This is a genomic window from Sphingomonas sp. NPDC092440 (assembly GCF_044754985.1).
Lineage (GTDB): Bacteria > Pseudomonadota > Alphaproteobacteria > Sphingomonadales > Sphingomonadaceae > Sphingomonas.
In genome coordinates this window covers 94,540-108,534 of the sequence record NZ_JBIVQA010000002.1, presented here as the reverse complement: position 1 = coordinate 108,534, position 13,995 = coordinate 94,540, and the positions used below count along the sequence as shown (strand labels likewise).

The 13,995-nt window shown below is 68.8% G+C and carries 16 protein-coding genes; 9 read left to right on the top strand and 7 right to left on the bottom strand.

Translation table 11 applies throughout. The features are described 5' to 3' along the window. Positions 1-34 precede the first annotated feature (34 nt). Both ACIQCS_RS03340 and ACIQCS_RS03335 read left to right on the top strand, forming a co-directional pair. The gene (locus ACIQCS_RS03340) at positions 35-1,141 is read left to right on the top strand and encodes an acyl-CoA dehydrogenase family protein (protein ID WP_345851883.1); all 1,107 of its coding nucleotides are present in this window, start codon (positions 35-37) and stop codon (positions 1,139-1,141) included. Between the two features lie 120 nt (positions 1,142-1,261). Beyond that, on the top strand, positions 1,262-2,152 hold the full coding sequence (locus tag ACIQCS_RS03335) for an acyl-CoA thioesterase II (RefSeq protein ID WP_345851882.1): 891 nt from the start codon (positions 1,262-1,264) through the stop codon (positions 2,150-2,152). 150 nt (positions 2,153-2,302) lie between these two features. Here the strand turns inward: ACIQCS_RS03335 and ACIQCS_RS03330 are convergent, their stop codons facing one another. Continuing rightward, positions 2,303-3,040 carry a pentapeptide repeat-containing protein gene (locus ACIQCS_RS03330; RefSeq protein ID WP_345851881.1) on the bottom strand — a complete coding sequence of 246 codons (738 nt, stop codon included), beginning with the start codon at positions 3,038-3,040 and terminating at the stop codon, positions 2,303-2,305. A gap of 142 nt (positions 3,041-3,182) precedes the next feature. Between ACIQCS_RS03330 and ACIQCS_RS03325 the strand changes: the two genes are divergently transcribed. Genes ACIQCS_RS03325 through ACIQCS_RS03315 form a run of 3 tightly spaced genes read left to right on the top strand, consistent with a single transcriptional unit; the run spans position 3,183 to position 4,933 of the window. Next, complete coding sequence (locus tag ACIQCS_RS03325; protein ID WP_345851880.1) at positions 3,183-3,584, top strand: hypothetical protein; 402 nt, start codon at positions 3,183-3,185, stop codon at positions 3,582-3,584. A gap of 25 nt (positions 3,585-3,609) precedes the next feature. Next, a complete protein-coding gene (locus tag ACIQCS_RS03320; protein WP_345851879.1) occupies positions 3,610-4,509 on the top strand; it encodes a PhzF family phenazine biosynthesis protein in 900 nt (299 codons plus the stop codon). 37 nt (positions 4,510-4,546) lie between these two features. Beyond that, a complete protein-coding gene (locus ACIQCS_RS03315; RefSeq protein ID WP_345851878.1) occupies positions 4,547-4,933 on the top strand; it encodes a hypothetical protein in 387 nt (128 codons plus the stop codon). 4 nt (positions 4,934-4,937) lie between these two features. On the opposite strand, the gene ACIQCS_RS03310 is transcribed toward ACIQCS_RS03315, so the two are convergent. From ACIQCS_RS03310 to ACIQCS_RS03290, 5 genes are all read right to left on the bottom strand, one after another. Then, positions 4,938-5,723, bottom strand: coding sequence for a glucose 1-dehydrogenase (locus ACIQCS_RS03310; RefSeq protein ID WP_345851877.1), 786 nt, complete (start codon positions 5,721-5,723; stop codon positions 4,938-4,940). A 32-nt stretch (positions 5,724-5,755) separates the two neighbouring features. After that, on the bottom strand, positions 5,756-6,523 hold the full coding sequence (locus ACIQCS_RS03305; RefSeq protein ID WP_345851876.1) for an SDR family oxidoreductase: 768 nt from the start codon (positions 6,521-6,523) through the stop codon (positions 5,756-5,758). A gap of 99 nt (positions 6,524-6,622) precedes the next feature. Beyond that, entirely contained in the window at positions 6,623-7,639 is a 1,017-nt protein-coding gene (locus ACIQCS_RS03300) for a phosphotransferase family protein (protein ID WP_345851874.1), read from the bottom strand. Then, positions 7,636-8,721, bottom strand: coding sequence for a Zn-dependent alcohol dehydrogenase (locus ACIQCS_RS03295; RefSeq protein WP_345851873.1), 1,086 nt, complete (start codon positions 8,719-8,721; stop codon positions 7,636-7,638). Before ACIQCS_RS03295 ends, ACIQCS_RS03300 begins: the two co-directional genes overlap by 4 nt. A 105-nt stretch (positions 8,722-8,826) precedes the next feature. Beyond that, the gene (locus tag ACIQCS_RS03290; protein ID WP_345851872.1) at positions 8,827-10,110 is read right to left on the bottom strand and encodes an acyl-CoA dehydrogenase family protein; all 1,284 of its coding nucleotides are present in this window, start codon (positions 10,108-10,110) and stop codon (positions 8,827-8,829) included. A 143-nt stretch (positions 10,111-10,253) separates the two neighbouring features. Between ACIQCS_RS03290 and ACIQCS_RS03285 the strand changes: the two genes are divergently transcribed. Further along, positions 10,254-11,492: a TetR/AcrR family transcriptional regulator gene (locus ACIQCS_RS03285; RefSeq protein ID WP_345851871.1), complete on the top strand. Its 1,239-nt coding sequence runs from the start codon at positions 10,254-10,256 to the stop codon at positions 11,490-11,492. A 57-nt stretch (positions 11,493-11,549) separates the two neighbouring features. On the opposite strand, the gene ACIQCS_RS03280 is transcribed toward ACIQCS_RS03285, so the two are convergent. After that, on the bottom strand, positions 11,550-11,753 hold the full coding sequence (locus ACIQCS_RS03280; protein ID WP_345851870.1) for a hypothetical protein: 204 nt from the start codon (positions 11,751-11,753) through the stop codon (positions 11,550-11,552). Between ACIQCS_RS03280 and ACIQCS_RS03275 the strand changes: the two genes are divergently transcribed. The 3 genes from ACIQCS_RS03275 to prfH are packed head-to-tail and all read left to right on the top strand — an operon-like array spanning position 11,752 to position 13,966. Next, positions 11,752-12,252 (top strand): hypothetical protein, encoded by a 501-nt coding sequence (locus ACIQCS_RS03275; RefSeq protein WP_345851869.1) that lies wholly within the window; start codon positions 11,752-11,754, stop codon positions 12,250-12,252. The genes ACIQCS_RS03280 and ACIQCS_RS03275 overlap by 2 nt on opposite strands. Continuing rightward, on the top strand, positions 12,246-13,352 hold the full coding sequence (locus tag ACIQCS_RS03270; protein ID WP_401530047.1) for an RNA ligase RtcB family protein: 1,107 nt from the start codon (positions 12,246-12,248) through the stop codon (positions 13,350-13,352). Before ACIQCS_RS03275 ends, ACIQCS_RS03270 begins: the two co-directional genes overlap by 7 nt. Then, complete coding sequence (gene prfH / locus ACIQCS_RS03265) at positions 13,349-13,966, top strand: peptide chain release factor H (RefSeq protein WP_345851867.1); 618 nt, start codon at positions 13,349-13,351, stop codon at positions 13,964-13,966. The genes ACIQCS_RS03270 and prfH overlap by 4 nt, the downstream gene beginning before the upstream one ends. Positions 13,967-13,995: the final 29 nt, after the last annotated feature.

Here is a 13,995-nt window from a genome sequence, read left to right as displayed (position 1 = left end):
CCCGCCTTCGCGGGGATGACGAAAGAGAAGCAAAATGCCCCTCTACCTCAATGACGACCAGACCATGCTCCGCGACACCGCGAGGGATTTCGTCGCCTCGGAAGCCCCGGTCAGCCACATGCGCGCCCTGCGCGACGCCGACGACGCTACCGGTTTCTCCCGCCCGCTGTGGAAGCAGTTCGCCGAGATGGGCTTCACCGGCATCCTGATCCCGGAGGCGGATGGCGGCCTCGGCCTCGGCCATGTCGAGGCGGGCGTCGTGCTCGAGGAGATCGGCCGCAACCTGTCGCCCTCTCCCTTCCTCGCCACCGCCGTCGCCGCCGTCGAGGCGCTGAAGGGCACCGCCGCCGCCCGGACCTGGTATCCCGGCATCCTCGCCGGCGAGACCGTCGCGGCCCTGGCGATCGACGAGGGGCCCAAGCACGACGGCAGGATCGCGATGCAGGCCGAGCGCGCGGGCAACGGCTTCCGCCTCACCGGCACCAAGCAGTTCGTGACGCACGGCCATGTCGCCGACCTGCTGCTCGTCGCGGCAAGGACCGGGAACGGCGTGACGCTATTCGCTGTCCCCGAGGACGCGGCCGGCCTCACCGCCACGCCCGAGCGTCTCGCCGATTCCAGCATCGCCGCCCGCCTCCGGTTCGACGGCGTGGAGGTCGACGCCGATGCCGTGATCGGCGAGGTCGACCAGGGGGACGGCCCGCTTGCCCGCCTGCTCGCCGCGGGCCGCGCCGGCGCCGCGGCCGAGATGGTCGGCGTCGGCGGCGGCGCGATGGAGCGGACCGTCCATTATCTCAAGGAGCGCAAGCAGTTCGGCATGGCCATCGGCAGTTTCCAGGCGCTCCAGCACCGCGCCGCGCATCTCTATAGCGAGATGGAAATCGCCCGCGCCGCCGTGCTCAAGGCCCAGCAGCTGCTCGATGCCGGGCAGGACGCGGCCGAGGCGGTATCGGTCGCCAAGGCGATGACCGGGCTTGCCACCACGCTTGCCGTGCAGGAGGGTGTCCAGATGCACGGGGGCATCGGCATGACCGACGAATATGACATCGGCTTCTTCATGAAGCGCGCCCGCGTGCTCGCCGAGATGTTCGGTGACAGCAACTTCCACGCCAATGCACTTGCCGAGGCGGCGGGATATTGATGGCAGGCCGCGCTTCCTTCCCGTTCGTCATCCCCGCGAAGGCGGGGATCCGGAGTCGCAAAGGGCGTCGCTCCGTTACCCCGGATCCCCGCCTTCGCGGGGATGACGGAGTATAGGCGAATGACTGACACCCCCGAACGCGCCACCGAGCCCGCCGCCCTGGTCGGCCAGCTCACCCAGCTGCTCGACGTCGAGCGTATCGACACCGATCTCTATCGCGGTCCGCGCCAGCCCGGCGGCGTCGGCCGCGTGTTCGGCGGCCAGGTGATCGCCCAGGCGCTCCAGGCGGCGCAGCGCTCGGTCGAGGACGACAAGCTCGCCCATTCGCTCCACGCCTATTTCATGCGGCCCGGCGACGAGAACCACCCGATCGTCTACCGGGTCGTGCGCGATTTCGACGGGCGCAGCTTCGCCAATCGCCGGATCATCGCGATGCAGGGCGGCCAGCCGATCCTCAACATGACCGCGAGCTTCCAGCTCGCCGCCGAGGGCCTGCACCACCAGTTCGACATGCCCGACGTGCCCGATCCGGACAGCCTCGTCTCCGAGCGCGACCTGCGCGAGGCGATCCGCGACGAGGTGCCCGAGAAGTTCCGCCGCTTCTTCCTGCGCGCGCGGCCGATCGAGATCCGCCCGGTCAATCCGCGCAACTGGTTCAAGCCGGTGAAGAGCGAGCCCGTCCAGCACAGCTGGTTCCGCGTCGTCGCGCCCCTGCCCGACGATCCCGCGCTCCACCGCGCGATGCTCACCTATGCCACCGACATGACGCTGCTCGGCACCTGCATGCTCCCGCACGGCGTCAGCTGGATGAACGGCGGCGTGCAGACCGCCAGCCTCGACCATGCCGTGTGGCTGCACGAGCCGTTCCGCTTCGACGAATGGCTGCTCTACACCACCGACAGCCCCTGGGCCGGCCATGCGCGCGGCTTCAACCGCGGCCGCATCTATGCACGCGACGGCCGCCTCGTCGCCAGCGTGGCGCAGGAGGGGCTGGTCCGCGTCAAGGACTAGGTTGAGGACGCATATTCCTCCTTCGTCACCCCGGCCTTGCGCCGGGGTCGCGCTGTCTCGCCAGCACAGGAAGCAGCGGGATCCCGGCGCAAGGCCGAGATGACAGTAGAAAATCAAATACTTGTTTGGGTTCTCAACCTAGGCCCCCACCTAGTCCGGGTGAACGTCCAGGCCCAGCGCCGTCAGCAATGCGAATTGCTGGTCGGCGGAGACCATCATTCCCTCGACGCTGCCGAGCTCCCGCAGCGCCATCCCGGCCAGGTCGCCTCCGCGCAGATCGGCCCGCGCCAGCTTCGCGCCGGCGAGCTGGGCATTGGCGAAATCACAGCCGCGCAGGTCAGCGCCCTCCAGCTCGGCATCGAACAGCAGCGCCTCGCGGAGGCGCGAGCCGGTCAGCGTGCAATCGGGCATGCGCAGCTCGGTCAGGTCGGCGAGCTCCAGGTTGCAATCGGCGATCACGCCGGCCCATTTCACCAGCCGGCGCCCCAGCGCATGGCCGAAATCCACCTTGTGGAAGACGGCACCCCGCAAGTTGCAGCCCCTGAGCGCTCCGGCATAGAGGCTCGATCGCTCGATCCGGGCGAAGGACAAGTCGCAGCGCTCGAACTCCGCCTGGTCGAGCTGCGAGAAGGCGAACTGCACGCCGGCATGCCCCGCATCGTCGGCGAAGCTGCAATTCTCGAACCTGGCGTCGCGCAGATCGGCATTGGCGAAGCGGCACCGGATGATCCGGCAATCGCGGAACCGCGCGTCCTGCAGGCAGGTGCCGGTCAGCTGGACATCGCGCAGCACGCAATTCTCGAACCGCGCGCCCCCGAGATCGGCATCGCCAAACGCGCCGGCGGACAGATCCTCCCCATGTGCCATGCCGCCCGCCTCGATTGCCATGCCGGCTCCTCCCTAGCCCTGCCGCGCTAGCCGCTTTCCACGAACATATCAAGAACGCACACCCCCCAGCCCCCGGGTCGCCGGAACGTCCAGTTCCGACCGGGCGTTGGCAGCGAGGACATCAAGGCGGGAGCTCCGGAAAATGGCGATCGGCGTGGTGCTGGCGGCATTGTTCGCGCAAGATCTGGCGCTGGTCACCGCCGACGCCGCCGATCCCGTCGCAGTCGCCACCAAGCTCGACATCACGTCCTTCCCCAATTCGACCGGTCCGCGCCGCAAGGAGGGCCTGCGCACCTTCGCCGACTATGGCTTCACCAGCGTGGCCCGCGACGGCAACGCCGCGGTGCTCGACGCCGCCGACAAGAGCTGGACCTTTCGCGTCAGCATCCTCGATCGCGGCGACAAGGCGATGAAGCTCTGCATCCTCGATCGCGCGCTGAACGGCGGCAGCTATTTCAGCGTGAAGCCGATCGAAGTGGCGCAGGGCAAGGACGGCCTGTTCCGCGCCACCGGCAATCCCGTCGCCGATCCCAATTGCGCCTGAGCCGGGAAGCATTAGAGGGCGGAGCATGGAAACCGCCGCGCGCCGCTTCGCCTATGTCACGCTCGACGTGTTCACCGAGACTCGCTTCGGCGGCAATCCGCTCGCCGTGTTCACCGATGCCCGGGGCATGACCGACGCCGAGATGCAGGCCCTCGCCGCCGAGATGAACTATAGCGAGACGACCTTCGTCCTGCCTCCCGCCGATCCTGCCAACGCCGCGCGTGTCCGCATCTTCCACCGCACTGCCGAGATGCCCTTTGCCGGCCATCCCAATGTCGGCACCGGCTTCGCCCTCGCGGGCCTGCGCCCCGATGCCGGCGACACGCTCCGCTTCGAGGAGATCGCCGGGCTGGTCGAAGTCCGCATCGCCCGCGACGACAGCGGCGTCCCGCTGGGCGCCGAGATCGACGCGCCCCAACCGCTCCAGCTGCTCGGCACGCTCCCGGCGGACGGCATCGCCGCCTGCCTCGGCCTCGATGTGGCGGATCTGGTCACCACCACCCATGTTCCCACCCGCGCCAGCCTGGGCGTGGATTTCGTCTTCGTCGAAGTGGCCGAGGAAGCGCTCGGCCTCGCCCGGCCCGACATCGCCGCCTATCAGCGCCTCGCCGATGCGGAGCGCGACAGCGCCGCGCGCCTCTCGATCTTCCTCTATGCCCGCGAAGATAACCGCATCCGCGCCCGCATGTTCTCGCCGCTCACCGGCACCTGGGAGGACCCCGCCACCGGCAGCGCCAACGCCACGCTCGGCGCGCTGCTGCTGTCGCTCGGCGAGGCGGAAACGGCGCGCTTCGACGTGCGCCAGGGCGTCGAGATGGGGCGCCCCAGCAACCTCGCCGTCCGCGCCTGGCGCACGCCCGAAGGCATCCGCGCCAGCGTCGCGGGCCGCTGCGTGCCGGTGTTCAGTGGGAGCGTCGCGCTCTAGTTGCAGTTGCCACGGCTCGCGCATATCCTGCACAATCATGAAGCCAGCCCTATCGCTGCTCCTCTTCTTCCCGCTCACCGGTGCCGCCATAGCGCCGCAGAGCCCCTGGGCAGCATGGGAGCAGGGCCTGGGCCGCGCCTGCCCGAGCCGGCATGTCGAATGGATCAGCGGTGACGGCTATCTCGATTTCATCGCCGGGTTCGACACCGCGCTTTCGCCGGACCACCGGGCCCGGCTCGCCAGGGCCGCCGACCTGAAGCGCCGATGCGCGCAGGAGCGGAACGGCTTCAGCTGCGAAATGGTCGGCACTATCGATGCCGCCCGTCGCCTCGGCCTGCTCGATGAGATGATCGGCTTCGGATGCCGCACCGTGCAATGCGAGGAAGCCGCACTCTGCAGCCGCATGCCGGGGAAATCCGGCTGATCGCTCAGAACGCCGGCTTGCCGAATTCCTGCCGCGTCACCGGGTGGCTCGACGAAAGCCCGCCATCCACCACCCAGGCCTGGCCGTTGACATAGCTCGCGGCGTCGCTCGCCAGGAACAGCGCCACACGCGCGATCTCGTCCGGCACGCCGGCGCGGCGCAGCGGGTTGAGCCGCCCGAGCTTGTCTTCCTTGCCGGTCTCGCGCGCATAGTCGAAGGCGCGCTGGGTCATGCCGGTCTCGATCAGCCCCGGGCAGATCGCGTTCACGCGCACGCCCGATCCGGCGAATTGCTGCGCGGCGGTCTGCACCAGGTTGATCACGCCCGCCTTGCTCGCCGAATAGGCCGGGCCGCCCGCGCCCGATCGCAGCCCGGCCACGCTGGCGGTGCAGAGGATCGCGCCGCCGCCGCGCTCGACGATCCGCGGCCCCGCATGCTTGATCGCCAGCGCCGGGCCGATCAGGTTCACCCGCAGCACTTCGGTCCACAGGTCTACCGGGGTATCGAAGATGCCGGTGGCGCCGCCGGAGATGCCGGCATTGGCGAAAAAGATGTCGAGCCCGCCGAACGCGTCGATCGCGGTGGCGACCAGCCGCTCGACATCCGCCTCGTCGCCCGCATCCATGCGCACGGCGATCATCCCCTCCCGGCCGGCGACGGTCTCCTCCACGGCTTCGCTGAGATCCGCCGCCGCCACCATCGCGCCGGCTGCCGCGAACGCGCGTGCCGTCGCCCGCCCGATCCCGGAGCCGGCACCCGTGACGATCGCGACCTTGCCCGAAAACTGCATATCCAACCCTTTGCCATGAGAGGCCGCAAGCATCAGATCGTCACGCCCCCGTCGATCACCATCGCCTGCCCGGTCATGAACGCGCTGGCCGGGCTGGCCAGATACACCACGGCACCGGCGATCTCCTCGGGCTCGCCGATCCGCCGCAGCGGCGTGGCCGCGTTGGTCGCCCTGGACCGCTCGGGATCTTCCCACAGCGCCCGGGCGAAGTCGGTCCGGATCAGGCCCGGCGCGATGCAGTTGACCCGCACATTGTCCGGCCCGAACTCCACCGCATAGTTGCGCGCCAGCTGCAGGTCCGCCGCCTTGGAGACGTTATACGCCCCGATCACCGGCGATCCGCGCATCCCGCCGATCGACGAGACGATCACGATCGATCCTTCGCGCCGCGCCCGCATCTCCGGCGCCACCATCTGGATCAGCCAATGGTTGGAGAGGACATTGTTGTCGAGGATCTTGCGGAACTGGTCGTCCGCGATGCCCTCGAGCGGACCGTAATAGGGATTGGAGGCCGCATTGCAGACCAGCACGTCGATGCGGCCGAACGCGCGCCGCGCCGCGTCGACCAGATGCCGGAGCGCCGCCTTGTCCGAGATGCTCGCCGCCACCGCCAGCGCGGTGCCGGCACCGTGCCTCGCATCGATCGCGGCGGCGACTTCGTCGCATGCATCCTGCTTGCGGCTGGAGATCACCACCTTCGCGCCATGCGCGGCCAGTGCCTCGGCTGCGGCCTTGCCGATCCCGCGCGAGGATCCGGTGACGATCGCCACCTTGCCGGCCAGGTCGAACAATTTGCTCATCCTTCCTCCAACTCTGCCCGTCATCCCGGCGAAGGCCGGGATCTCAGGCGATGGCGGGAAAAGAGCCGCACGAGACCCCGGCTTTCGCCGGGGTGACGATCAGGCCCCCGCCTCCCGCGCGAAATGCCAGGCGGCCGCCACCAACCCCGGCATCCGCTCCACCGTCGCCGCCGCCTGCGCGCTGGAGGCGTTGCCGTCGATCATCCGCTTCTTGATGCCCTGCACGATCCCGGCGAGGCGGAACAGGTTATAGGCGAAATACCAGTTGAGGTCGGGCACGCCGTCGCGCCCCGTCGCCGCGCAGTAGCGCGCGACCACCTGCTCGATCGTCGGGATCCCGGTCTGCGGGCCCGTGAGCCCCTTCACGCCCGATCGCCCTTCCGGCTCGGTCACCCAGCTCATCAGGAAATAGGAAAAGTCCGCCAGCGGATCGCCCAGCGTCGACAATTCCCAGTCGAGCACCGCCAGGATGCGCGGCCCCGCGGGCGCGAAGATCATGTTGTCGATGCGGAAATCGCCATGGACGATGCTGGTGCGCGTCTGCTCGGGCACGGTGCGCGGCAGGAACGCGATCAGCTGCTCCATCTCGGGCAGGTCGTCGGTCTGGCTCATCCGATACTGCTTCGACCAGCGCTCGACCTGGCGCGCGAAATAATTGCCCGGCTTGCCATAGCCGCCCAGGCCCACCGCCTCGTAATCCGCCGCATGGAGCGCCGCGAGCGTGTCGACGATCGCATCGTAATGCGCGGTCCGCTCCGCCGGCGCCATGCCGGGCAGCGCGCCGTCCCACAGCGTCCGCCCCTCCACCATCTCCATGATGTAGAAGGGCGCGCCGATCACTTCGGGATCCTCGCAGAGCCCATAAGGCCGCGCGACCGGGAAGCCCGTCGGGTGCAGCGCCGCGATCAGCGCATATTCGCGCTCCACCGCATGCGCCGAGGGCAGGATCGGCCCGAACGGCTTCCTGCGCAGCACATAGGCGCCGGAGCCGGCATCGATCCGATAGGTCGGGTTGCTCTGCCCGCCCGGGAATTTGGTCACCGCCAGCGGGCCGGCGAAACCGGCGACGTTCGCGGCCAGCCAGTCCGCCAGCCGGGCTTCGTCCAGGTCGCTCATGCGAATTCGATCACCGAGCGCACGCTGTCGCCCTTGCGCAGCTTCTCCAGCGCCTCGTTGACGTCCTCCAGCCGGATCCGCTCGGCCACCATCGTGTCGAGGTCGAGCAGCCCGTCGAGATACATCTGCACCAGCCGCGGCATGTCGATCGGAAAGCGCGTGCTGCCCAGCAGCGAGCCCTGGATCTTCTTGCCGGTCAGGAAAGTCGGCCCGGGCAGGCTGACATTGTTCCCCGGCGCGATCATCCCCAGGATCGTCGCGGTGCCACCGCGGCGCAGGATGTTCCAGGCGAGCTCGGCGGTGTTCGACCGCCCGACCGCCTCGATCGCATAATGGACGCCGCCGCCGGTGAGCTTGAGCACGTCCTTGGCCAGCCCGTCCGCCGCCGCATCCAGCGCATGGGTGGCGCCCAGCTTGAGCGCCAGCTCGCGCTTCTCGGCCACCGGGTCGATCGCCAGGATCGTGCCGGCGCCGGCGATCTTCGCAGCGTTGATCGCGGCAAGCCCGATCCCGCCGGCGCCGATCACCGCGACGCTCTCCCCGGGGCGCACCCGGCTATCGTTGAACACCGATCCCGCCCCGGTGATCACCGCGCACCCCAGCAGCGCCGCCCGGTCCAGCGGCATATCCTTCGATATCGCCACGCACGCATTCTCGTGCACCAGCATCTGCTCGGCAAAGGCGGAGAGGTTTAGGAACGGCGCCAGCGCGGTCCCGTCGTTCAGCGACAGCCGCGGCTCGGCATCGGCCGGGCGGCGCGTGGAAGGATCGACGCAGAGCGAGGGACGCCCGGTCACGCACATCTCGCAGCTGCCGCAGAACACGGTGAAGAAGGTGATGACGTGATCGCCCACCTTCAGGTGCGCCACGTCGCTGCCCACCGCCTCGATCACGCCAGCGGCCTCGTGCCCCGGCACCGTCGGCACCGGATGCGGGAAGGCGCCGTCGACGAAGTGGAGGTCCGAGCGGCACACGCCGACCGCCGCGGTGCGGATCAGCACCTCGCGCGGACCCGGCTTGGAAACCCGGATATCGGCAATCTCGAGCGGCTTGCCCGCTTCGTACAGGACTGCGGCCTTCATCCCTCTCCCTTCCCGTCATCCCGGCGAAAGCCGGGATCTCGTGCGGCTCTTTCTCCGCCATCGCCTGAGGCCCCCCGGATCAGGTCCGGGGTTGCCGGATTGCGATCAGCGGCTGACCCCCACATCCCCGCTCGACGCGCGATCCGCCTTGAACTCGGCATATTTCCCGAACTCGTTGCGCGCGATCGCGCGGCAATGGACCTCGTCCGGCCCGTCGGCGAGCCGCAGCGTGCGGATGCCCGCCCAGTCATGGGCCAGCGCGAAATCGCCCGAGACGCCCGCGCCGCCATGCGCCTGGATCGCGTCGTCGATGATCTGCAGCGCCATTTGCGGCGCCTGCACCTTGATCATCGCGATCTCGAGCTGGGCGGCCTTGTTGCCTGCCTTGTCCATCATGTCCGCCGCCTTCAGGCAGAGCAGCCGCGTCATCTCGATGTCGATGCGGGCGCGGGCGATGCGCTGCTCCCAGATCGAATGGTCCGAGATGCGCTTGCCAAAGGCGACGCGCGAGACCAGCCGCCGGGCCATCGCCTCGATCGCTTCCTCCGCCACGCCGATCGTCCGCATGCAATGGTGAATGCGCCCCGGCCCCAGCCGGCCCTGGGCGATCTCGAAGCCGCGGCCTTCGCCCAGCAACACATTCTCCGCCGGCACGCGGACATTCTCGAGTACCACTTCGCCATGCCCGTGCGGCGCATGATCATACCCGAAAACCGAAAGCATGCGCTCGATCTTCACGCCGGGAGCGTCCATCGGTACCAGGATCATGCTCTGCTGGGCGTGCTTGGCGGCGCCCGTGTCGGTCTTGCCCATCACGATCGAGACGGCGCAGCGCGGGTCGCCCACGCCCGAGCTCCACCATTTCCGTCCGTTGATCACATAATGATCGCCGTCACGCACCATCTGCGTCTGGATGTTCGTCGCGTCCGAGCTCGCCACCGCCGGCTCGGTCATCAGGAACGCCGAGCGGATCTCGCCTGCCATCAGCGGTGCGAGCCACCGGTCCTTCTGCGCCCGCGTGCCATAGCGGTGGAGCACTTCCATGTTGCCCGTGTCCGGCGCCGAGCAGTTGAAGCATTCCGAAGCCCAGCCCAGCCGCCCCATCTCCTCGGCGCACAGCGCATATTCCAGGTTGGTGAGCTGCGTGCCCTGGAACTCGAAGCTGTCGTCGACATGGGCCTGGCCCGAATGCGGCGGCATGAAGAAGTTCCACAGCCCGGCGGCCTTGGCCTCGGCCTTCACTTCCTCGATCACCGGCAGCACCTTCCAGCGATCGCCCGCCTGCTGCTGGGCGCGATAATCGCCGTCGCGGGGGCGGATGCGCGTGTCGATGAACGCCTTCACCCGGTCGCGGAAATAGGTCTCGCGCTCGCTCAGCGTGAAATCCATGGCGCATCCTCTCCGATCTGAGTTTCACCGACCGAAGTAGAGCATACCGGATATTCGGTAAAGTCGGGCCGGCGCGAAAATCGGCACAACCGCGATTCGAAAAAACGCTTTGGCTTCACACCAAATCCGTTAGACTGGTTGCAATGAATGCACCGGGGAAAGTCGAAATCGCAAGCGCGACGAAACGCTTCCAGGCCAAGCGGGACGCGATCCTCGCCGCGGCCGCGGACGCGATCAACGAGCAGAGCGCCAAGGGGATGACCTTCGCCGACGTGGCCCGCCGCGTCGGCCTCAACACCACGTCCGTAACCTATTACTTCAAGCGCAAGGAAGACCTTGCCGCCGCCGCCTTCGAGCAGACGCTCGACCGGCTCGAGGCGATGCTGGAAGATGCCGCGCGGGAGCCCACGCCCGAGGACCGGGTGGCGCGCTATCTCAACATCAACATGGAGCGGCTCGCCCGCATCCGCCGCGGCGCCGAGCGCGACTTCGCCATCCTCTCCGACCTGCGGGCCATGGAAGACCCGATCAAGCGCGAGCTGCTCGATCGCTGGCGCGACGTGTTCCGCAAGACGCGCGCGCTCTGGGCCCCGGCCGCCAGCCGGGCCGAGACCGATCTCCACGGCGCCCGCGCGCATGTGCTGCTCGAGAACACTTTCTGGCTCACCGCCTGGCTGCCGCGCTACGAGGTGGACGAATATCCGCGCGTCGAGGCGCGCCTGATGGACGTGTTCCGCACCGGCATCGCCGCGCCGGGCGAGGCCTGGACGCCCGCGATGCTCGATCTCGTGCATGACGAGCCCGAGCCGGGGCGCGAGGCCTTTCTGCTCGCCGCCACCCGGCTGATCAACGAGCTCGGCTATCGCGGCGCCTCGGTCCAGAAGATCGCGTCCGAGCTGAACGTCACCAAGGGCAGCTTCTACCACCATCTCGACGCCAAGGACGAGCTGGTCATCGCCTGCTACAAGCGCAGCTTCGACATCATCGCCGACGCCCAGCGCCTGGCCGAGAATGCGGGCGGCACGCATTGGGAGCAGCTGGAGAGCACGATCGCCACGCTGCTCGACTATCAGTTCAGCGAGCGCGGCCCGCTGCTGCGCACCACGGCGCTCTCGGGCCTGCCGCCCCAGGTCCGCTCGACGATGATCGACCGCTCGAACCGCATCGCCCGCCGCTTCGCCGGCATGCTGTCGGACGGGATCGCCCAGGGCTCGATCCGCGCGATCGATCCGCTGGTCGCCTCGCAGACGCTGATGGCGCTCCAGAACGCCGCGTTCGACATGCGCAAATGGGCCAGCACCATGCCGCGCGAGCGCGCGGTGGCCTTCTATGCCTCCACGCTGGCGTTCGGCCTGTTCGACGATCGGGTGCTGGCCGGCTGAGCGCACCATTGCCCCCGCGCAACAATTGCGCTAGGCGACCGCCCAACAACCCCCAACTCAAGAAAGGAGTGAGCCCATGCAGACCATCGCAGCCCGCACCGCCACTTCCATTTTCCGAGTTCGGGAACATTCCACATGGGCAAGTCCCTTGCGGGCGACCTTGATCGCCTGATCCTTTTTCGCGACCCCGGTGCCGCAGCACCATTCGACACTGCCATCCGCCGCCAGCCGACTTTCCTCTTCTTCGGGGAGGGCAATCATGCGCGCTGACATGTTCAAGGTCATCGTCGAGCGCCCCCGCTGGGGTTCGCGCGGCGCGCCCTCGCCCAAGCTCAGGAAGGACAAGGATCCGCGCAAGCAGATCGGCCTCAAGCGCCATGCCGGCGAACAGAAGCACTATAGGAAATCCCTCAACGAGAATCTCGCCCCGCTGGTCCGCTTCATCGGCCGGCAGGTCGGGCGCCGCTGGGACGATGTCCATGCCGAGATCTGCGAGACGCTCGACACGGGCAGCGCGGTGAAGATGCATGTCCGCCAGCACCTGCCGGATTTCGTGCTGTTCCGCATCGCGCGCGGGCGGCATGGCGAGCTGTTGCACGAGGGGCGCGTGCTGCTGCCGCACCAGCACAATGCCGCATGGCCGGAATTCTATGTCGATCCCGATGACGGCCTGCTCAAGGACCGGACATGGTTCTGGCGCGACCAGGGGAAGGACGCCCCTGCCCGCAAGAAGGACCTGAGCTGGAGGCGCGGATGGTGAGCCAGGCAAGCATCCGCGTCATCGCGTCCTCCGAAAGCTGGATCGAGCAGGCCGCGATCGACCAGCTCCATCAGACCGCCACCCTGCCCGGCATCGACGCGGTAGTCGGCCTGCCCGATCTCCATGCCGGGCGCGGCATCGCGGTCGGCGCGGCATTCCGGTCGCACGGGCTCGTCTATCCACACCTGGTGGGGAGCGACATCGGCTGCGGCATGGGGCTGTGGCGGACCGGTCTCTCGCTGCGCAAGTTCCGTCCGGACGCCGTGGTGCGCAAGCTGCGCGGACTGGAGGAGCCGTGGGCGGGTGACGCGGCCACGCGCCTCGCCGAGAGAGGCCTCCCCGCGCTTCCCGGCGAGGCGCTCGGCACGATCGGCGGCGGCAATCACTTCGCGGAGCTGCTGCGCTTCGAGGACGTGTTCGACGCCGGCCTGTTCGCCGAGCTGGGCCTTCGCGGCGACGCCGTGCACCTGATGGTGCACAGCGGCTCGCGCGGACTCGGCCAGGCGATCCTCGACCGGCACCGCGCCCGCCACAATGTCGATGGTCTCGCCGCCGGCTCGCCGGAATGCGCCGCCTATCTCGCTGCGCATGACGATGCGCTGGGCTGGGCCGCGCTCAACCGCGCGGTGATTGCCGAGCGCTTCCTCGATCGCCTCGGCAGCGGCGGAGAGCGCCTGCTCGACATCTGCCACAACAGCGTGACTCCGTATCGGGACGGCTGGCTGCACCGCAAGGGTGCGGCGCCGGCGGATGGCGGGCTGGTGGTCATTCCGGGCTCGCGTGGCGACATGACCTATCTGGTCCGCCCGCGGCTGGAGCAGGCCGGTGCCGCGCTCCATTCGCTGGCGCATGGCGCGGGCCGAAAATGGAGCCGGAGCGACGCGCGCGAACGGCTCTCCCGCCGCTTCCGCATCGCCGATCTCGAGCGCACCGCGCTGGGCGGCAGGGTGATCTGCGAGGATCGAGACCTGATCTACGAGGAGGCGCCCCAGGCGTACAAGGACATCCACCAGGTCGTGCACGACCTCGAGCGGCACGGGCTGGTCGACCTGGTCGCGACGCTCCGCCCGCTCGTCACCTACAAGACGCGGCGCGCATGACCGACATCCTCCTCCATCTTTCCTCGGGCCAGGGGCCGCGGGAATGCGAATGGGTCGTCGAGCAGCTCGTGCGCGTCTGGGCGCACGAGGCGCAGGCGGCGGGACTGTCGTGCACCCCGGTGGAACCCGTTACCGGGCCTGCCGCCTCGGTGCTGCTGCGCGTCTCCGGCGACGGCGCCCGGGCCTTTGCCGATGCGCGCATGGGCACGATCCGCTGGATCGGCGCCAGCCCGTTCCGCCCGCTGCACCGGCGCCGCAACTGGTTCGTCGGCGTCGCGCCCGCACCCGGCGAGGCGGATGTGCCCGAGTTGCGAGACGCCGACATCGCCTATCAGGCGATCCGCGCCTCGGGCCCCGGCGGCCAGCACGTCAACAAGACCGACAGCGCCGTGCGCGCCACCCACTTGCCCACCGGCCTCACTGCCTTCTCGCAGGACCAGCGCTCGCAGCATGCCAATCGCAGGATCGCCCGACTGAAGCTGGCGATGCTGTTCGAGGCGCAGCGGCACGCGGGCGCCGCATCGGGCCGGCGCCACCTGTGGGACCAGAACCACGCGCTCGAGCGCGGCAATGCCGTGCGCAGCTATCGGGGAGAGAAGTTCGCACCGGGCTGACCGGGACCCGTCACCCCTGCCGGCTTCCC